At 72.7% G+C, this 20,948-nt stretch carries 5 protein-coding genes and 1 pseudogene; 2 read left to right on the top strand and 4 right to left on the bottom strand.

Features of this window, described 5'->3' with window-relative positions; all coding sequences use genetic code 11:
- The first annotated feature begins 129 nt into the window (after positions 1–129).
- A complete protein-coding gene (locus tag OG289_RS48720) occupies positions 130–600 on the top strand; it encodes an Lrp/AsnC family transcriptional regulator (RefSeq protein ID WP_327320429.1) in 471 nt (156 codons plus the stop codon).
- 210 nt (positions 601–810) lie between these two features.
- Here the strand turns inward: OG289_RS48720 and OG289_RS49980 are convergent.
- Positions 811–1,089 (bottom strand): annotated as a pseudogene (locus OG289_RS49980) (IS630 family transposase); the annotation flags it as partial.
- A gap of 206 nt (positions 1,090–1,295) precedes the next feature.
- Between OG289_RS49980 and OG289_RS48710 the strand changes: the two are divergent.
- A complete protein-coding gene (locus OG289_RS48710) occupies positions 1,296–1,493 on the top strand; it encodes a Pycsar system effector family protein (RefSeq protein WP_327320427.1) in 198 nt (65 codons plus the stop codon).
- 36 nt (positions 1,494–1,529) lie between these two features.
- Here the strand turns inward: OG289_RS48710 and OG289_RS48705 are convergent, their stop codons facing one another.
- Genes OG289_RS48705 through OG289_RS48695 form a run of 3 tightly spaced genes read right to left on the bottom strand, consistent with a single transcriptional unit; the run spans position 1,530 to position 20,934 of the window.
- A complete protein-coding gene (locus tag OG289_RS48705) occupies positions 1,530–3,143 on the bottom strand; it encodes an amino acid adenylation domain-containing protein (RefSeq protein ID WP_327320426.1) in 1,614 nt (537 codons plus the stop codon).
- Positions 3,143–15,190 (bottom strand): SDR family NAD(P)-dependent oxidoreductase, encoded by a 12,048-nt coding sequence (locus OG289_RS48700; RefSeq protein ID WP_327320425.1) that lies wholly within the window; start codon positions 15,188–15,190, stop codon positions 3,143–3,145. The genes OG289_RS48705 and OG289_RS48700 overlap by 1 nt, the downstream gene beginning before the upstream one ends.
- A 5-nt stretch (positions 15,191–15,195) precedes the next feature.
- Positions 15,196–20,934: an SDR family NAD(P)-dependent oxidoreductase gene (locus tag OG289_RS48695; protein ID WP_327320424.1), complete on the bottom strand. Its 5,739-nt coding sequence runs from the start codon at positions 20,932–20,934 to the stop codon at positions 15,196–15,198.
- Positions 20,935–20,948 lie beyond the last annotated feature (14 nt).

Here is a 20,948-nt window from a genome sequence, read left to right as displayed (position 1 = left end):
ACGTGTTATCGCATTGCGCTTTTTGCATAGCGGCAACCTAGAAAGGTGCATCGGAATGCGCAATATGTTGCAAGATGCATGAGCAGAATGCTCAATGTCGTACGTCCATGCTGTGCCATACTGAGCACCATGCGAAACGTCGACGCTCTCGACGCCCGGATCCTCCTGGCGCTCGACGCGGACCCACGGGCCACGACGGTGGCCTTGGCCGACCGACTCGGTCTGGCCCGCAACACCGTGCAGGCGCGTCTGAAGCGGCTTGAAGAAAGCGGTCAGCTGAGGGAGCACAGTCGGCGCGTGGCACCCGCGGGTCTCGGCTATCCGCTGCTGGCCCTCATCACGATGTCGATCAGCCAGCGCGTGGGACATCCCACCCGCGAGGCGATCCTGCGCATTCCCGAGGTGGTCGAGTTGCTCGTCACCACCGGCGACGGCGACCTGCTCGCCCGCGTTGTCGCCCGTGACACCGAAGACCTGCACCGCATCACGAACCTGTTGCTGGAAGCGCCTGGGGTTGTCCGGTCCAACACCACCATCGTCCTGCTCGAGGTACAGCCCTTCAGTGTCCGGTCCCTGCTGGAGCGGCACGCCGGCCCCTGACTCGGAGCGGGTGGCTCGAGTTGCGGAACGTTCGACTTCTCATTCCGGTGGCCCCTCAACTCCGGACAGCGGCGGGCATCGGCAGATCGCTCACGGTGGCTGGTCCGCCTCTCTCTCCTGGATGCATGCCGGCCACTGGGGATTCCGCGTACTCCAAGGGCGCTCCGGGGCACGACAGGGGCCACGAGGACGGGGTCCGAACCGGTGAACCTACTGAGCTCTTCGGATTGTTGTCGGCCGATGTGTGATCGTGAGTCCGGTGCCGGCAAGGCAGCCGTCGATCAGGTCGGGGCGGAGCTGAATGTGACGCAGCCCCCGGCGGAGGGTGCGTTCCAGGTGCTCGTCGTCGGTGAAGGCGGTGTTGGCCAGCGGGCCGCGTCGTAACAGCGACCAGACGCCCTCGACCAGGTTCAAGTCGGTTGCATACGAGGGCAGTTGCACGATGGTCAGCCAGTCGTGTGCCGCCGCGTAATCGCGCATCCCGGCCGCCAAGGCCTCGATCCTGCTGTCGGGCGCCGTCGCCGTGCCCGCGCTCGTCGTGTCGGCCGGGCACGGGCGGCTGGTCTCCGGCCCGGTCGGCATGGCGGGTGCCGCGGTGTGGCCGGCCGGGATCGCGATGCTGATCCTGGTGATCCTGCCCCGCACCGGGACCACCCCGGCGCCCGCGGCCCGGCGGGGCCGGGGCCGACCCGACGGTGACCGCACTCGACGGCACCGCGGGCCCCGACCGGCTGACGGCTTCGGTCCTTACCGCGGGCCGCGACCCCGGCCGCTGGATGCTGGAGCAGTTCTGCGCCCTCGGGCTCATCCTCGCGGTCAAGTACCGCTGGATCCGGTGTGCTCTGGCGTGCCTGGCGGCAGGTGGGACGGTGCTGACTTCGGCCCCGCGGTGAGGGCGTTGCCCGCACCCGACCTGCCGCCGGGCGGTGTCATGCGGCGGGCCAGGGCAGGGCTTTGCGTTCCAGTTTGCCGCTGGCGGTCAGGGGCAGTTCGGTGATGGGGACGACCGCGTTGGGAAGCATGTAGTCCGGTACCCGGTCCTGGAGGAAGCGGCGCAGGTCCTTCAAGGACGGGGCCTCTTGGACCGGGACGACGTAGGCGACCACCTTCGGGAAGTCGGTGTCCTGGTCCTGGACGGCGGCGACCGCGTCCTTGACCCCTGCGTGGGCGAGCAGCGCGCTCTCGATCTCGCCCAGCTCCACACGGTGGCCGCGGACCTTCACCTGGTGGTCGCTGCGGCCCACGTACTGGATGTCGCCGCCGGGCAGCGGGACGGCGAGGTCGCCGCTGCGGTAGAGCGTCGCGCCGGGCTCGGTGGAGTACGGGTTGGGCAGGAACCGCTTGCGGTTGAGCTCCGGCCGGCGGAGGTAGCCGCGGCCGACGCCGGGACCGCCGACGTAGATCTCGCCGACCGTGCCCTCGGGAACGGGGTTCATCTGCTCGTCGAGGATGTGCACCCGCAGGTCGGGGATCGGCGGTCCGACGACGCTGGCGGTGTTCGCCGTGTCGGCGCGGTCGATCTCGCGGTAGGTGACGTGCACCGTGGTCTCGGTGATGCCGTACATGTTGACCAGCCGCGGGCTGCGGTCGCCGTGCCGGTCGAACCACGGGGCCAGGCTCGGGATGTTGAGCGCCTCGCCGGCGAACACCACGAAGCGCAGGGCGAGTTCGGTGCCGCTGAGCTCCTGGGCCTGGGCGAACTGCTTGAACGCGGTGGGGGTCTGGGTCAGCATCGTGACCCCCTCGTTCGCCACCAGGGCGTGGAACGCCTCGTAGGAGCGCGCCACCAGGTGCGGGACGACGACCAGCCGGCCGCCGTAGGCGAGGGCACCCCACATCTCCCACACCGACAGGTCGAACGCGGCGGAGTGGAACAGCGGCCACACGTCGGTCGCGGCGAAGCCGAACCAGTGCTCGGTGCGGGTGAACAGCCGCGTCACGTTGTAGTGGTCGATCAGCACGCCCTTCGGCTTGCCGGTGGACCCCGAGGTGTAGATGACGTAGGCCAGGTTCGCGTTGGTCGCCGTGGTGGGCGGGTTCTCGTCGCTCGTCGCCGCCAGCTCGCCGGCCAGGTCCTCAAGGACGAGCACGCCACGGCCCTCCTCGGCCGGGAACCTGTCCCGGACGGAGTCCGCGGTCAGCAGCAGCGGCACCCGCGAGTCGGACAGCATCAGGGCGAGCCGCTGCGCCGGGTACTGGGGGTCGAGCGGCAGGTAGCCGGCGCCGCTCTTGAGGACGCCGAGGATCGCCACGACCAGCTCCACCGAGCGTTCCAGCGCGATGCCTATCAGCACCTCCGGCCCGGCGCCGCGGTCGCGCAGCAGGTTGGCCACCCGGTTGGCACGCCGGTTGAGTTCTTCGTACGTGAGGTGTTGCCCCTCGAAGGTCAGCGCGATCGCGTCGGGGTTCTCCCGAACCCGCTCCTCGAACATGCTGTGGACACAGGGAAGTCCGGGGATCCCGGGGCGCGTTCCGCCCTCGTCTGCTATCGGTAGCACCGCGTTCTCTCCTCGTTCCGCGTCGATGGCCCGGTCGGCGGCCATCACCGTTCCTTGCTCTTTGCGCTGACGCCGGCGCTGCCGGCACCGGCGGTCACCGTCGTGGGGGCGGCCGGTCCGGCGAGCAGCCGGCGGCGCAGGCCCGTCATGCTCGATCCGCTCGGCCGGGTGGTGCCCGTCGCCTCTGTCGCCGGGGGCTCCGTCGCGACCGGCTCGGCAGCCGGGGCGGCCGCAGGGGCCGGGCGGGCGCAGACCGGGCCGCCGAGGCGGTAGGTCTCCCGGGCGAAGGGGTACCCGGGGAGGCTGACCCGCCGCGGCGGGACGTCGTACAGCCCGCCCCAGGGCAGGGTGTAGCCCTGGCAGTACAGGTCGGCGAGCGCCTGGAGTGTCTCCAGGGGGTCCCGGCGGCGGGTGATCAGCTCTTCGCCGTAACTCCGGATGGCGTGGGCCCCTTCGAAACCGCGGGGCACCGCGCCCCGGACCACGACGGGCGACCGCTCGCCCGCGGCCGCGCCGCGCAGCAGGTCCAGCGCGTGCGCCCGGTCGGCCGCGATCACGGCCACCCGGTGGTCGAAGTGCCGCCGGCCGTCCATGAGGGTGTAGGCGACGGAGCCCAGGTCGGCCGTCTCCTCGCCGAGCACCCGGACCAGATCCTCGATCCGCTCGCGCAGGGCGGCCTCGGTCCGCGCCGACACCAGCAGCAGGTGGTACGGCGCCGGCGCGGCCGGTACGGTCTCGGCCCGGTACTCGGACACCACCAGGTGCGCGTTGGTGCCGCTCAACCCGAAGGCGCTCACCGCGCCGGTGAGCGGCGCCCCGTCCGCGGTCTCCCAGGCGCGGGTGGCGCGGTTGACGTAGAAGGGGCTGTCGGCCCAGTCGATGAACTCGTTCTGCTCCTCGACGTGCAGGCTCGCCGGGATGGTCCGGTGCCGCAGCGCCAGCACGAGGCTGATCAGGCTGACCACGCCGGACGCGGCGAAGGAGTGGCCGAGGTTGGACTTCGTCGAGGTGAGCGCGCAGTACCCGGTCCGCTCGCTACGTCCGCGGAAGGCGTCGCCCAGCGCGTTGACCTCGATCGGGTCGCCGAGGCGGGTCCCGGTGCCGTGCGCGACCACGTGCGTCACCTCGTCGGCGCCGATGCCGAAGCGGTCGTGGACCTGCCGGACGAGCTTGGCCTGGGCGACGCCGCTGGGCGCGGCAATGCCGTTGGTCCGTCCGTCGTAGTTGATCCCGCTCCCCCGGATGACCGCGTGGACCGGGTCGCCGTCGGCGACGGCCTGCGACAGCCGCTTGAGGACGACCACCGCCACCGCCTCGGCGGGGACCATGCCGTTGGCGCGCTGGTCGAAGGCGAAGCAGCGTCCGTCCGCGGAGAGCATCCCCGCCCCGGCCATGCCGGCAATCGTGTCCGGGTGCAGGAGCAGGGTGACCCCGGCAGCGACGGCCGTGTCGCACTCGCCGCTGCGCAGGCTCTGGCACGCCTGGTGGGTGGCCACCAGACCGGACGAACAGGCGGTGTTGATCGCCATGTTGGGCCCGTCCAGGTCGAGGAAGTAGGCGAGCCGTGCGGCGAGCACCCCCTCGTGCTGGGCCGTGATGGTGGTCTCCGCCCCGATGGTGAGGTGGTAGTCGCCGCCCTCGACACCGACGAACATGCCGACCTGGCCCGCATTCAGCCGGCTGTCACCCTGGCCGGCGTCCTCCAGGGCCCGCCACGCCTCCTGGAGCAGCAGCCGCTGGCGGGGGTCCATCATCTCCGCCTCGCGCGGCGAGATACCGAAGAACAGCGGGTCGAACTCGTACACACCTGGTGCCCAGCCGCCCTGCCAGGGGCCGGTGAACCGGTCCGGGTCGGGCGCGGTGACGACGTCCCGGCCCTCGCTGAGGATGCGCCACAGCTCGCCGGTGTCGCGCGCGCCGGGGAAGCGGCCGCTGATGCCGATCACGGCGATCGGCTCGTCGGCCGGCCGGGCGGCCCCGGCCGCTGCGACGGCATCGGCGACGCGGGGCGACGCCGAGGCCCGTAGTGAGCTGCGCCGGACCCGCGGAGCCGGCTCGGCGGGCGCTGCGGGGGCAGCTGACGCGGCGTCCGGCTCACCGTAGAACGCGCGGATCAGCGCGCCGTGCTCGGCGAGGCAGTACCGCGTCAGATGCGCGGGCGTCGGGTGGCCGAAGAACACCGCGGGCGTGATCTCGACGCCGAAGTGCACGGTGAGCTGCTTGGCGAACTGCGGCAGCCGGATGGAGTCGAAGCCGAAGTCCGCGAAGTTGGCGTCGGCGTCCAGCCGGTCCGGCGCGATCCTGAGCAGCCGTCCGATGATCTCCTTGATGTCGCGGGTGACGCTCTGTTCCAGGGTCATCCCGCGCAGGCCGGGCCGCCGGCCCGGCGCCGGGGCGACGGGCCGCGGGGCGGTTGTGCCGGGCTGCGGTTCGGCTCCGGCGGCCAGGGCGAGCCCGGTGAGCGTCAGGACCGGTGCCCCGTCGGCGGTGCGGAGCTCGACGTCCAGCAGGGAAGCCCGGCTGCGGACCACGGCCCAGGCCGCCGGCCCCTCGCCCTGCACGCGCAGTTCCTCCAGCGTCTCCGGGTGTTGCGGGGTGCCCAGGAAGGCTGCGGCGCGGACCGCCATGTCCAGTGCGGTGACGGCCTCGGCGTCCGGGGCCAGCTCGACCAGCACCGTGTCGGTCCCGACGTGGAGGGCGCGGGCGCCCGGGTATCCGGGCCCGGACGGCTCGGTGCGCGGGCACCGGGCCCGCAGCGCGTCCAGGTCGACGGCGGCGAAGTTCTGCGCGTCCGCGGTGTCCGTGGCGGGGATCAGACGGCCGGTGCCGTACAGCACCGGGTCCTCGCCGGTGCCGAACGCCTCGAACCGGAACTCGCCGGTGGCGGCGGCGTTCAGCGCCAGGTTCAGGTCGAACGGAGTGTCCAGGCAGGGCATCCGCTCGGGCCAGCGCACCTCGCGCACGGCCACGGCGCGGCGGCCGTCGGCCAGCTCCAGCGCGGCGCGGGCCAGCTCCAGCAGGGCCACGCCGGGGAACCGGCGCGCGCCGCCGTCGGGTGCCGGGGACAGGAACGGCTCGCGGCCGGTGAAGGTCGAGCTGTAGCGGACCTCCGTCAGATCGGAGGTGTTGCGGTGCAGCAGCGGGTGCAGCGGCCGCGCCCCCGGCGTCGGGCTCTGGGCGATCCAGCACCGCTCGCGCGCGAACGGGTAGGTCGGCAGGGCGATGCGGCGCGGGCTGCCGGCCCGGTACAGCCGGGACCAGTCGACGGCGTGGCCCCTGGTCCAGGCCTCCAGCACGCGGTCGTACGCGCCCTGGTCGAGCCAGGTGCCCGCCGCTACGGTGCCGGGCTCGCGGCCGGCCCGGCCGCGGTGCCACTCCCCCGTGCGGCGTTCGGCGAACGCCCGCAGCCGGTCGCGGGCCCCGGCAACGGTGTCGGTCCAAAAGGCCAGCCGCTCGGTCATCGCCTCCCGGCCGGTCTGCAGGGAGTGCACCAGCTCGGTGAGGTCGACCTCGGCGGTGTCCAGGAACGCCGCGAGCTCGCCCGCCGCAGCCCGCAGCCGGTCCTCGTCCTTGGCCGACAGCACGACCAGGCCGGGTGCGGGGTACCGGCGCACCGGTGGCGGCGTGTACTCCTCCACGATCACATGGGCGTTGGCGCCGCCGGCGCCGAACGACGAGATGCCGGCGCGCCGCGGCGTCCCGTCCGTCCGCCATGGGCCCACCTCGCGCTGCACCTGGAACGGCGTGCCGGCGAAGTCGATGTGCGGGTTCAGCGCGTGAGTGTGCAGGGTCGGCACGAGTTCGCCGTGCCGCATCTGGAGCAGCACCTTGGTGAGCCCGGCGATGCCCGCCGCGCTCTCGGCGTGCCCGATGTTGGACTTCACCGAGCCGATCGCGACCGGGTGCGCCTGACCGGCGCGGTCGCCGAGGGCGCCGGCGAGCCCCGCGATCTCGATCGGGTCGCCGAGGGAGGTTCCTGTGCCGTGCGCCTCGACGTAGCTCACGGTGGCAGGGTCGATGCCGGCCCGGGTGAGCGCCTCGGCGATCACGGCCCGCTGGGCGGCCGGGTCGGGAACGGTGTAGCCGTTGGTCCGGCCTCCGTGGTTGACCGCGCTGCCCTTGATCACGCCGTGGATCCGGTCGCCGTCGGCGACCGCTCGTGACAGCGGCTTCAGCAGCACCGCGCCGACGCCCTCGGCCGGCACGAAACCGTCGCCCTGGGCGCCGAACGCGGCACAGCGGCCGGCCTCGGACAGGAAGCCGCCCTGACCGAGCATCAGGAACTTGTTGGGGTGCACCGAGACGTTGACGCCGCCCGCGAGCGCGAGGTCCGACTCGCCGCGCCGGATGCTCTCGCAGGCCAGGTGGATCGCGGTCAGCGAGGCCGAGCACATCGTGTCGACGGCCAGGCTGGGGCCGGTGAAGTCAGCGAAGTACGAGACCCGGTTGGCGATGGACGCGGCGCTGCCGGCCATCGCGACCGGCTCGCCGGCGAGCTGCTCCTGGGCGCCGTAGAGCTGGTACTCGGAGTACATGACGCCGACGTACACGCCGACCCTGCCCTGTGCGTTGAGCGCGTCACGGGTGTAGCCGGCGTCCTGGAGGGTCGCGTAGGAGCACTCCAGGAACAACCGCTCCTGGGGGTCCATCAGCTCCGCGTCCACCGGCGAGATACCGAAGAACAGCGGGTCGAAGCGGTCCACACCGGACAGGAAGCCGCCGTGCCAGTCGCGGCCCGCGGTGGCCGCCCAGCGGTCGGCAGGCACCTCGGTGACGCTGTCGTGGCCCGCGCGCAGGTTCGCCCAGAACGCGTCGAGGGCGTCCGCCCCGGGATAACGGCCGGCCAGGCCGACGATCGCCACGTCCTCCTCCCGCTCCTCCCGCCGGACGGGGGCAGGCATGACCTTCGCCGCGGTTTCCGGCGCGGACGGGGCAGCGTTGCGGGCGCCTGCGGTCAGGACGTCCGGGTGGGTCCGCCCGAAGTGCTCGGCGAGCGAGGCGAGCGTCCGGTGCTCGAACAGCAGGGTGCTGCCGACCTCGCCGAAGACCTGCCGCAGCCGTGCCGTGAGTTGGACGACCACGATGGAGTCGATGCCGAACGACTCGAAGGAAGCGTGCGGATCGAGGTCGGCGATCTCGACCTTCAGCGTCTCGGCGAAGAGGGTGCGCAGCAGTTCGACGCCGCGCTCCCGCACGGCCGCGCGGTCCTCGACAGAGGGTTCCTCGACCGGGGGTTCCTGGACCACGGCCGCCTCCGCCATCGGTTCCACCGCCCGCGGGCGGGGCTCCGAGACCAGCGAGATGACGCCGTCGCTCTCGGCCATGATCACGTGGTGGGGCAGGTCGCGGTCGGCGCCGAGCGGGAACGCCACCGTACGAAAGCCGACATCCCCCAGCGCGCGGCGCCAGGTGGCAGGGGCGAGCACGGGGCCTCCCGGGATGCGCAGTTCGGCGTCCTCCGAGAGCCACCAGCCTTCGAGCAGCCCGAAGGTCAGGTGCACCCAGACCTCGTTCCTGGTCAGTTCGTTGACCAGGAGCAGACCGTTCGGCCGCAGCAGCGCCTTGGCGTGCGCCAGGGTGCGGTGCATCCGCCGGGTCGCGTGCAGCACGTTGGTGGCGACGACGAGGTCGTAGGTGCCGAGTTCGACGTCCTGGTCGGCCGGGGAGCGCTCGATGTCGAGGAGGCCGTAGACAAGGAACGGGTTGTCCGGGCCGTAGGCACGCTCGGCGTGCTGCAGGAAGGCCGGGGAAAGATCGGTGTACCGGTACTCCGCGATCGCGTCCCGGTACGGCCGCAGCCGCCGGAACACCATCGCACTGGTTCCGCCGGTCCCGGCGCCCACCTCCAGGATCCGCACCCGGGCCGCCGGATCCTCGGCGAGACGCCGCTCGACATAAACGGCCACGGCATCCGCCAGCACGCCGTTGAAGAAGTCCGCCAGGCGGTTGCCCTGGTAGAGGCCCTGCACCAGGTCCATCGAGGAGTCCGGGAACAGGATCTCGGTGGCCAGGCGGCGGCCGGTCAGTACGTCCGGCAGGGCCTTCAGCACCGTGTCGATCAGCACGACCTGGGTGCGGAAGTCCGGCCCCGCCAGGACGGTCTCCTTCGTCCGGTCCCACTCGGACCAGGCGGACTGCGGCGCGGGCCGCAGCGGCGTGCAGGACATGCCGTCGTAGCGGACGTGGCCGCGGGCGTCCAGCAGCCGCAGGGTCTCGTCGAGCCAGCGCCCGAGGTGGCCGTGCGCCAGGGCGCAGACGTCGTCGACCGGGGCGGTGAACCAGCCGGTCGCGCTCAGCCGGTCCCAGAGGAGGTCGGCGATCAGGGCGTCGACCCCGCCGGTCGACTCCCGGGTTTCCTGGATGAGTTCGGCCAGGGTGTGGGCGGTGAGCAGGGACCGCTCGTCGGCCTCGATCCCGCGCCCGCGCAGCCGCTCCACGAAGGCGGCCAGACGCACCCGGTCCCAGCCGTACTCCTCCAGCGGGGCCTGCGCATCGATCGCCTCGCCCTCGACGCCGAGCACCTCCGAGACCAGGCCGAGCACTTCGGCCACGTCGAGTCCGGCTGCGCCGGCCGAGGGCAGGTCCACCGGCACGGCCGCCGAAGCGAACCGCTCTTCGAGGTCGGCCTGGACGATGCGGGCCAGAGCGGGCAGCGGCTTCAGGTCGCCGACGGGGACCGGGGCGATCGTGATGCCCGCGACGTCGACACTGCCATTGGTGTTGAGGAAGCCGGTGTGTACCCGTGGTCCCGCCACGACCGCCTCGACCGCGGCCATCGCCTCCGGCGCCTCGATCGACACCAGACCCAACCGCCGCATCCGCTCCCGCTGCGCAGGCGTCGAAACAGCACCCACACTGCCCCAGTAACCCCAGTGCACCACCCGCACCCGGCCCGGCAGCTCCACCGCCAACCGCGCCGCGAACGCATCCTGAAACGTACAACCCGCCGCATAATTACTCTGCCCCGCCGCCCGCAAAAACGCATTCAACGACGAGAAGAACAACACCAGCTCGAGCGACGGACCACCAAACGCCTCCACCAGATGGACACTCCCGGCCACCTTCACATCCAACGCCGCCCGAAACTCCCCCTCCGACATCGACGCCAGAGAACGATCCGCGAGCACCAGCCCCGAATGCACCACCCCATGCACCGCACCGAACCGCTCCCGCACCACGACAGCCGCCCGCTCCACCGCCGCCGCATCCGTGACATCCGCCACCACATACACCGGCCGCGGACCCACCGCAGCCACCCGCTCCACACCCGCCCCGATCACCGCATCCACAGGACGCCGGCCAAGCCACACCACCTGCGCCCCATACACCCGGGCCACATACTCCGACCACACCACACCAATACCACCAGCACCACCCACGACCACATACACACCACCACGCCGCACCCCACCCACACCCACAGGCACCGCAGCCGGCAACCACCGCTGCGCATACCAACAACCCGACCGGTAGGCGAGGGTCGCGTCGACGGCGGGCAGGGTCAGCAGGTCCCGCACCGGCCACGGGCCGCTCGCGGGCAGGTCGACCAGGCGCACCTGCCAGTGCGGGTACTCCTTGGCTAGCGCGCCGACCAGTCCGTGCACGCTCGCGTGCGCCGGCTCGTTCGGCTCGTCGGGGGTGACGGCCTGGGTCGCGACAGTGGCGACCGTCAGCCACAGCTCGCGCTCGCCGTACCCGGCCGCCAGCAGGGACTTGACCAGCCGGAGGACCTCCAGCACACCCCGGTCCTGCTCCTCGGCCGGTGCGCCGGCCGGCTCCGGCGCGACCCAGAGCACCTGCGCCAGTCCGTCGCGGCCCGCGGTCGCGGCGGAGTCCGCGGCCACCGCCTCGGGGAGAGCGGCAAGCACCCGGCGCCGGTACGGGCCGTCCTCGCCGACCACCAGCACGGTGCCCGCGGGCGCCGGGTCGGCGGCCCGCAGCTCCTTTGTGGGCACGGGAGTCCACGTCGGTACCAGGAACACCCCGCCGTCCGCGCCGTCCCGGTCCGCAGCGGAGGGCGACGGGAGTGCGGGCGCGGTCGCTTGCCGGTCGAGTTCGCGCAGGTGCAGTCCCTGGATCCGGACGCACACCGTGCCGTCCTCGGCGCACACGTCCACGTCGAAGGCGGACGCACCGGTGGCCCGGGCGATCGCCACCGGGTGCTCCGGGCAGGGGCCGAACACGGCGACCTCGTCGGCTGCGAACGGCACCGCCGAGGCCGATGCGCCCGTGCCGGCGCTGAAAGCGACGACAGTCTGCAGCGCGGCGTCCAGCAGGCTCGGGTGGAGCCAGTAGTCCCCGGAGGCGACGTCCGACGGCGCCAGCAGGCGCGACACCGCCCGGTCGGCACCGAGGTGTACGTCGGTGAGTGCGCGCAGGCGCGGCCCGTGCTCGATGCCCCGGGCGCGCAGCGCGGCGTAGTTCTCCTCGGCGGTGATCCGGCGACCCGCCGGCGGGGCCGGATCGGTGGCCGGTGCGGGGAGGGTGAGCCGCTCGGCCTCGCCCTGGCAGTGCACCACCGCGTCCTCGCCGTGGATGGCGAAGCCGATCGCCCCGGACGGTGTGTCGGACAGGGTGATCCGCAGTGTGACGGGGGTGCCGTCCGAGATCACCGGGCGGGGCCAGGTGACGTTGCGCAGCCGGAGGGACTGCTCGCCCTCGTCGAGGGCGAGGCACACCGCCGCGCGGGCCATTTCGAGCGAGACGACACCGGGCAGCAGGGACCGCCCGCCCACGACATGGTCGGCGAGGAAGAACTCCTCACCGGTCAGCGTGGTGGTGAAGCGGGTCGTGCCCAGCATCGAGGTGTTGGCGTGGACGAGCGGGTGCAGTTCCTCGCGTCCACCGGCGGACGGGCGCCGTTCGGCCTTGGCCGGCCAGTAGCGGCGGCGGGCGAAGGGATACGTCGGCAACGGCACCCGGGCGAAACCACCCTCGGCGAACAGCACACCGAAGTCGAAGTCCTGCCCCTGCACGAACAGTTCGGCCACCGCCGACAACCGCTCACGGTAGGCCGCGCCGTCCAGCCCCGACGGCGCACCGCACTCCCGCAGACACTCCTGCGCATACCGCACCAGCCCCGCGGGGTGCTGCGCAGGCTGGGAGGTCTCCGATACGAACACGCCCGGCGCCGCGCCGTTCTCCAGCCAGCCCGACAGCGCCGCGACCAGCCCAGCACGATCGGACACCACCACAGCCAGCCGGTGACGCACATGACGACGCCCCGTCAACAACGTGAAACTCACATCCGCAAGCGGCGTGTCACGGCCCACAGCACTGTCCGCCCACCCCAGCAACGCACCCGCCTGCTCACGCACCTGCTCCACCGACGCCGCCGACAACACCACCAGACAACCCGGCACAACCCTCGCCACCCGCAACCGCTGCGGCGCCTGCTCAATCACCACATGCGCATTCGTCCCCGAGAACCCGAACGCACTCACCGCCGCCAGCCGCGAACCCCCCACACCCGGCACCCACTCCCGCAACCCCCCATTCACATAAAACGGCGAACCCTCCAACGCGATCCGCGGATTGACCCGCTCAAAATGCACCAACGGCGGCACCTTCCCATGCCGCAACGCCAGCACCGCCTTCACCACCCCAGCCACCCCAGCCGCAGCAGCCGTATGCCCCAGATTCGCCTTCACCGTCCCCAACGCACAAAACCCACGACCATCCGACCGCGCACCGAACGCCCGCGACAACGCCTCGAACTCCACCGGATCCCCCAGCGCAGTCCCCGTCCCATGCGCCTCCACCAAACCGATCGAACCCGCATCCACCCCGAACCGGTCCCACACCTCACCCAGCAACGCCTCCTGCGCCCCCACCCTCGGCGCCGTGATCCCGTTACTCGCCCCATCCTGATTCACACCCGACCCACGAATCACCCCATGGACAAAATCACCATCCGCCAGCGCATCCCGCAACCGGCGCAACACCACCACCCCCGCACCCTCACCCGGCACAAACCCATCAGCCCCCGCATCAAACGCCGCACACCGACCCGAAGCCGACAACATCCCCGCCGCCTGCGCCGACGCAAAAAACTCCGGCGTGCTCAACACGAACACCCCACCCGCCAACGCCATGTCCAGCCCACCCGAACGCAACGCCTCACACGCCAGATGCACCGCCACCAACGAACTCGAACACGCCGTATCCACCGTCACCGCAGGACCACGCAAATCCAACATGTACGCAATCCGCGCCGACAGAATCGAACCGGCCTGCCCCATCATCGCCTGGGGGAAGGACTCCTCCGTCCGGTACAGGGAGTGGTAGTCGCCGCCGGTGAAGCCCGCGTAGACGCCGCAGCGGCTGCCGCGGACGCCTGCCCCGGCATAACCCGCGTTCTCCAGAGCGGTCCAGGACTCCTCCAGAAAGACCCGCTGCTGCGGATCCATGAACTCCGCCTCCAGACCCGACACACCGAAGAACAACGGATCGAACTCGTCGTGCCCGTCGAGGAAGGCTCCGCGGGTGCAGAAGTCCGGGTTGCGGCGCTTGAGGTGGGAGAGGTCCCAGCGGGTCACGTCGCCGACGAGGTCGGTGCCCGCGGCCAGGTGCTCCCACAGCTCCTCCGGCGTCCGCGAACCGGCGAACCGGCCACTCAGACCGACGATCGCGATGGGCTCCAAGGCGTCGTCCGTGGTCTCGACCGGGGCGACGGTGGCCGCGGCCACCGGAGCCGGCACCTGCATCGGAGCCTGGAGCCGAGCCGGTGCCACGAGGCCCGACGAGTCGACGAACGCCGCGAGTTGGTCCAGCGTGCCGTGCTCGAACAGCACCGTCGTCGCCAGCTCGGTACCCAGCACCGTGTTCACCCGCTGCACGAACTGGATCCCCAGGATCGAGTCCAGCCCGTAGTCACGGAACGCCCGGTCCCCGGCTATGGACGTTTCCGGCATCTGGAGCGCCCCGGCCAACTCGGTGAGCAGGGCTGCCCGGTGGCTCGCAACGGGCTCGGCCGCCCGGGCCAGAGCCGCCTGCTCGACGGCGGGGGCGGCCGCGGCCGGACCGGGTGCGGTGGCGCCGGGCAGGATCCCGTCGCTCTGCGCGATCACGATCTGGCCCTCCACCCCGGGGACCTCGGCCACCGGGAAGAACACCGACCGGAATCCGGCCTCGGAGAGCACCCTCTCCCAGGAGGCCGAGGTCAGCGCCGGGCTGGCGGGCATGCGCAGCTCCGGGTCCTCGTGCAGCCACCAGCCCTCCAGCAGGCCGAAGGCGACGTGCGAGAGCATCGAGCTGTCGTTCATCTCGTTGAGGACGAGCAGGCCGCCGGGTCGCAGCAGCGACTTGGCGTGCGCCACGGCCTCGCGCACCCTCCGGGTGGCGTGCAGCACGTTGGTCGCGAGCACCACGTCGTAGGAGGCGGTGTCGGCACCCTGCTCGGCCGGGGGGCGCTCGATGTCGAGGACCGCGGTCCGCAGGTACGGCGCGTCGGCGTGGAAGGCCGCCTCGGCCTGCTGCAGGAACGCCCGGGAGAGGTCGGTGAAGCGGTACTCCTCGACCGCGTCCCGAACGTCCGCGAGGGTCCGGAGGACGTCCTGGCTGGTGGAGCCGGTGCCCGCGCCGATCTCCAGCAGCCGGACCCGGGCGGACGGATCCTCGGCGCGGCGGTGGTGGACGTAGCCGCCGACGGCCTCGGCGACGATCTCATTGAGGAAGTCGGCCATCGGGTTGCCCCGGTAGACGGGGCGCACCAGCTCCATGGAGCCGCCGGGGAAGAGCACGTCGGTGGTCAGCTTCTCACCGGCCAGCAGCTGCGGCAGGGTCCGCAGCATCGCCTCGGCGATGACCAGTCGCGGCCGGGTGCTCGCGTCGGCGAGCAGCTCGTCCCTGCGGCGCTCCCATGCGGCCCAGGCCTCGGCCGGGGGTTCGGCGTCCAGGGCGACGCACAGGTCCCCCGAGCGGCGCACCAGGCCCTGTTCCCGCAGCCGGTCGATGCTCGCCGCGAACCAACGGGCCACGTGCTGGGGGGCGTTGTGGCGGGCCGTCACCTCGGATATGTCGGTCACGTCGTCGCCGCACCAGCCGGCGGTGCGCAGCTGTGCCCAGAGCAGCCTGCCCAGAAGCTCGTCCATTGTGCTCAACGCTCCGTTTCGTTCGTTCCGGCGAGCGGTGCGAAGGACCGCCGGCGCACCACTTTCAGCAGATGCCGCTGTACGGCGGGCAGGGCCGACCGCGCGGCCGGGTCCGCCGCCTCGCCGGGCTGCTGCCGTGCTGCCTGGTCCGGCTGTGCCGTGGCCTGTTCCGGGCCTGCCGGGGCCTGGTCCCGCAGTGCCGTTGCCTGGTCCGGGCGGGGCAGGCGGATGCCGGGCCGCCAGTGGCGTTCTTTTGCGAAGGGGTAGGTCGGCAGGCTGAGCCGCCGCGGGGTGCCCTGCGGGTGGAGCGGCCGCCAGTCGACGTCCAGTCCCTTGACCCACCACTGGAGCAGCGTGGCGAACCGGCCGCGCTCCATCCAGATACGGGCGGTGTCCCGCAGGTCGTCGTCCTCGGCGAAGAGCGCCACCACGTCCTGGTGCTCGGCGGTGCGCGCCTGATGCCATTCCCCGGGCCGGCCGTCGAGGAACCGTTCGAGCTGGTCGGCGAGTTCGGCCACCGTACGGACCGCCACGGCCAGTCGGCTCTCCATCGCGTCGCGCCCCTCCTGGAGGGTGTACGCGAGTGCGGCGAGGTCCTGCTCCGGGACGTGTCCGGCCCGTACGAACTCCAGGAGGTTGCGGGCCTGTTCGTGCAGGCGCTCGTCGGTCCGGGCGGACAGGACGACCAGGGCCGGGTCCTCGGCGGGCGGGGTGTCCCGGCGGACCGGAAGGTACTCCTCCAGGACCACGTGCGCGTTCGAGCCGCCGATGCTGAACGAGCTCACTCCGGCCCGCCGGGGCAGCGGCTCGCCGGCCGGGCCGGTCGGTACAGGCCAGGGCTCCGCCTTCTCGACCACGCGGAAGGGGCTGCCGTTCAGGTCGATGTACGGGTTGGCGGGAGTGGCGTGCAGGCTGGGGGCGAGGGTGCCGTGCCGCAGCTGGAGCAGCACCTTGATGACGCCCGCGATGCCGGCGGCCAGTTCGAGGTGGCCGATGTTGGTCTTCACCGACCCGAGGGCGATGCTTCCGGCGGGCGAATGGTGCCCGTCCCCGTCGGCGTGCAGTTCCTCGAAGGCGGCCTTGAGTCCGTTGATCTCGATCGGGTCGCCGAGCCTGGTGCCGGTGCCGTGGGTCTCGATGTAGCCGACGGTGCGCGGGTCGAAGCCCGCCTGCCGGTAGACCTTGACCAGCAGGTCGGCCTGGGCGCGGGGGTTCGGGGCGGTCAGCGACTGGGCGCGGCCGCCGTGGTTCTCGCCGGTCGCGCGGATGAGGCCGTAGATGTGGTCGCCGTCCTGCTCGGCCCGGGAGAGCGGCTTGAGGAGGACCATGCCGGCGCCCTCGCCGCGGACGAAACCGTCGGCGTCCGCGGCGAAGGTGCGGCAGCGCCCGCTCGGGGAGAGCGCGCCCGACCTGCCGAGGCTGGTGTGCAGGCTGGGTTCGATCAGCAGGTTGACGCCGCCGGCGACGGCCGCCGAGCACTCGCCGGAGCGGATCGCGGTGACCGCCCGGTGCAGGGCGACCAGGGAGCTGGAGCAGGCGGTCTCGATGGGCTGGCTCGGGCCGCGCAGGTCCAGCAGGTAGCTCAGCCGGTTCGGGCCGAGCGAGGGGATGCGTCCGACCGCGGTGTGCCCCTCGACGTCGGCGTCCGGGTCCCCCAGCAGGCCGTAGCCGCTGTCGAGGGTGCCGATGAACACGCCGGTGTCGCTGCCGGCCAGCGAGGTGGGAGCGTGACCGGAGTCCTCGATGGCGGCCCACACGCTCTGCAGGAGGAGCCGCTGCTGCGGGTCCATGCGGATGGCCTCGTGCGGTGAGATACCGAAGAAGGCCGGGTCGAACTCGGCGACGCCGTCGATCAGTCCCGCCCAGGGGAACGCTGCGTCGGCCCGCTCGCCCCAGCGGTCGGGCAGCCCGGCCTCGATGCAGTCCCGGCCGGCCAGCAGGTTGTCCCAGAGAGCCTGGACGTCGGGGGCCTTGGGGAAGACGCCGCTGATCCCGACGATCGCCACCGGGTCGTCCGCGGCGGCCGGTACCGGCGGCGCGACGATCCGGACAGGTGCCGGCACGGGGGTCGGCGGGTCCGTCGGCCCGGCCGGCGCCTCGGGCCCGTTCGCGAGCTCGGGGTACGTCGTGCCGAGGTACGCCGCCAGCCGTCCGAGCGTGCTGTGCTCGAAGAGGACCGGCGGGGTGAGGCCGATGTCGTACCGGGTGTTGATCCGGTTGGTGAACTCGGTCAGGGTGAGCGAGTCGAACCCGTAGTCGTGCAGCTCTGTGTCGGCGTCGAGTTCCGCCGGCCGGACCCGGAGCAGGGCGGCCGCGAGCTCTGCGAGCTCCGCCCGCAGCTGCGGGCGGACGGCGCCGGCCCGGAGCCCGCGCGGGCGCCGCGGCGAGTGCCCGGCGGGTGCCGTCAGCAGAGCGCGCAGCCGGTCGGGCTCGCCGGCGACCACGAGCACCTGGCTGTGGCCGGCGGCCAGCGCGCCGTGCAGGGCGCGCAGTCCGGCCCGGGTGGTCATCGGTTCGAGGCCGTGGGAGCGGTTCAGGGCGGCCAGGGTCGCCGCGTCGACGCCCATGCCTCCGTCGGCCCACAGCGGCCAGTCGATCGCCACGGTCCGTCCGCGCCGCTCGCCCCGGGCGACCTGCTCGGCCCTCCGGTCGGCGAACCGGGCGAGGAAGCCGTTGGCGGCGGCATAGTCCGCCTGGCCGACGTTGCCGAGGGCACCGGTGACCGAGGAGAACAGCACGAAGAAGTCGAGCGGGAGGTCCTGGGTGGCCTCATCGAGGTGGCGGGCCCCGGCGACCTTGGGTGCCAGGACCGCGGCGGCGTCGGCGGCGGTCTTGGTGGCCAGGTAGCCGTCCCGCAGCACGCCCGCCGCGTGCACCACGCCGTCGATCCGCCCGTGCTCGGCCAGCACCTCGGCCACCAGCCGCGCCGTGGCAGCCTGGTCGGTGACGTCGGCCTGGCGGTACTCCACACGCACGCCGTCGGCCGCCGGGACGGGCGCCGCGGGCGACCGCCCGGTCAGGACGACCGTGGCCCCGTCCGTGTGCCGCGCGATGTCGGCGACGAGCAGACGGCCGAGGCCGCCGGCCCCGCCGGTGATCAGGTACACCCCGCCGGTGCGCCACGGCGCGGCCGGCTGCGGCGCGGCCAGCTCGGCCCAGCGGGCGCCGCGCAGCCCGGCCCGGTCCGCCCGGACCCGGGTGGCGCCGCTCAACCGCCGTGCCCGGTCGAGGAGTCTGCGGACCTCCTGGGCGCCGGCGTCGGCCCGGAGCGCGACCTCCTGGCCGCGGATGCCCGGGTACTCCCGGCCCGCCGTGAGCAGCAGGCCGAGCAGCCCGGCGCTCAGGGCGCCGTCGGTGACCGCGAGCTGGACGAACAGCGGGCCGGGGGCGCGCGAGCGGAGCTCGTCGAGCAGCCGTACGGCGTCGTCCTCGTACCTGCCGGTCAGCCTCAGGAACGAAAGGCCCGGCACGGCCGGTAGGCGCTCGTCCAGGACCACCAGCCGCTCCGTGTCGTCGGGCGCGGTGTCCTGCGGCCAGTCGTGCCATGCGGGGGCCAGCAGCAGGACGGAGTCCGAGCCGTCGGCGCCGGGCCGGCCGCGCTCCCCTGTCTCGTCGGCGTCGGCGTCGGCGTCGGTGACGGTCGTGGGGGCGAGCCAGTAGCGCTCGCCGTGGAAGGGGTAGGCGGGCAGCGGCACCCTGCGGTGCGGCTTGCCCTGCCACCAGGACGTCCAGTCGACGTCGTCGCCGCGGCGGTAGGCCCGTACGAGCGCGTCGGCGTCGCCCGAGGGGGTGCTCTCGGCGGGCTCCGATCCGGCTTCCAACGTCCGTAGCGCGCGTACGAGTTCGTCCATACTGTGCGCGACCACCGCATGCCGGTGGGGCAGATGGGTCCGGCCGAGGGCCAGCGTGGCGGCGACGTCCTGGAGCCGGAGCTCCCCGGCGTCGCGGGTCAGCCGGTCGGCGAGCCGGGTCACCTGACGGCGCAGCGCCTCGGGCGTCCTGGCCGACAGCGGCACCGGGTAGGCGGCCTCCGGCGCGCCGGAGGTCTCGGCGCGGGCCGGCGCCTCCTCCACCACCACGTGGCAGTTGGTACCGCTGAAGGCGAAGGCGCTGACCCCGGCGCGGCGCGGATGGTCCGCGGACGGCTCCCAGTTCCGCAGCTCGGTGTTGACTCGGAACGGGCTGCCGGCCAGGTCGAGGTGCCGGTTGAGACGGCGTACGTGCAGCGTGGGCGGGATCTCCCGGTGCCGCAGGGCCAGCAGCACCTTGAGGAGTCCGGCCACGCCCGCGCTCATGATCGAGTGGCCGAGGTTGCCCTTGTGCGAGCCGAGCGCGCAGTAGCCGGTCCGGTCGGTGTGCTCGCGGAACGCGTCGGTCAGCGCCCGGACCTCGATCGGATCGCCGAGCTTCGTCCCCGTGCCGTGCGCCTCGACGTAGCCGATGGTGTCCGGGGCGACGCCGGCCGCGGCGTACGCCTGGTGCAGCAGGGCCCGCTGCGAGCGGCTGCTCGGCGCGGTGATGCCCTTGGTGCGGCCGTCCTGGTTCATGGCCGAGCCCTTGATGACACCGTGGATGTGGTCGCCGTCGGCCAGCGCGGCGGCGAGGCTCTTGAGGACCACGACACCGACGCCCTCGCCGATCACGATGCCGTCGGCGTCGTCGTCGAAGGTCTTGCAGCGGCCGTCCGGTGACAGCATGTTCATCTTCGAGGTCAGGACCTGGAACTCGGGCGAGGTGAGCACGAACACACCACCGGCCAGTGCGAGTTCGCTCTCGCCGCGCCGGATGCTGTCGCAGGCGAGGTGGATCGCGACCAGTGAGGCGGAGCAGGCGGTGTCGATGGTCAGGCTGGGGCCGGTCAGGTTGAGAGCGTAGGAGATCCGGGCGGCCAGGATGGCCATGTCCGTGCCGAGGAAGACCTGCGCGCCCGCCCCGCCGGCGCGCACCGCGCGGTCCAGGTAGTCCGAGCCGCGGGCGCCCACGTACACCCCGACCCGGCGCCCGGCCAGCGCGTCGACGGCGATGCCGCCGTCCTCGAACGCGCGGTAGGACTCCTCCAGGAACAGCCGCTGCTGCGGGTCCATGTGCTCGGCCTCGGCCGGCGAGATGCCGAAGAACCGCGGGTCGAACCTGTCGTGGTCGTCGAGCAGTCCGGCCCACTTGCTGATCGAGCGGTCCGGGCGCTGCGGGTCGGGGTCGTAGAAGGCCTCCAGCGGCCAGCCCGGCCGGTCGATCTCGCGGACGGCGCTGCGGCCCTCGCGCAGCAGGTCCCACAACTCGTCGAGGTCGCGGGCGCCGGGGAACCGCCCGGACATGCCGATGACCGCGATGTCGCCGGCGGCGGCCTGCCCGGCCGTCGGGGCGGCGTGCGCGAGGCCGGCGTCGTCGGCCTCCTCGGCCTCTTCGACGTCCGCGGTCTCCCCGATGTCCTCGGTCTCCTCGGTCTCCTCGACGTCCGTGCCGTTGCGGCCGAGCAGGTCGCCGAGCCGGTCGCCGTGCTCCGCCAGGACGAATTGGGCCAGCTCTCGCACGTCCGGGTGGTCGAACACGACCTCGACGCCGAGGTCCAGGCCGAGGTCGGCGTTGGCCCGGTCCACGACCTCCACCGACAGCAGCGAGTTGACGCCCAGGTCGACGAAGCCGGCGTCGAGCTGGTCGGCACTGACTTCGGTGCCTTCGGCTGCGAGGACGGCGGCGAGGACGGCCTTGAGGCGCCGCTCGACGGCATCGAGGGCTCGGTTCATCCCTGTAGGTCCCT

Source organism: Streptomyces sp. NBC_01235, from assembly GCF_035989285.1.
Classification (GTDB): domain Bacteria; phylum Actinomycetota; class Actinomycetes; order Streptomycetales; family Streptomycetaceae; genus Streptomyces.
This window is presented reverse-complemented; position numbering and strand designations above follow the sequence as displayed.

Coding starts and splice junctions, on each gene's coding strand:
- OG289_RS48720 (WP_327320429.1), top strand. CDS start 130: ATGCGAAACGTCGACGCTCTCGACGCCCGGATCCTCCTGGCGCTCGAC.
- OG289_RS48705 (WP_327320426.1), bottom strand. CDS start 3,143: ATGGCCGCCGACCGGGCCATCGACGCGGAACGAGGAGAGAACGCGGTG.
- OG289_RS48700 (WP_327320425.1), bottom strand. CDS start 15,190: ATGGACGAGCTTCTGGGCAGGCTGCTCTGGGCACAGCTGCGCACCGCC.
- OG289_RS48695 (WP_327320424.1), bottom strand. CDS start 20,934: ATGAACCGAGCCCTCGATGCCGTCGAGCGGCGCCTCAAGGCCGTCCTC.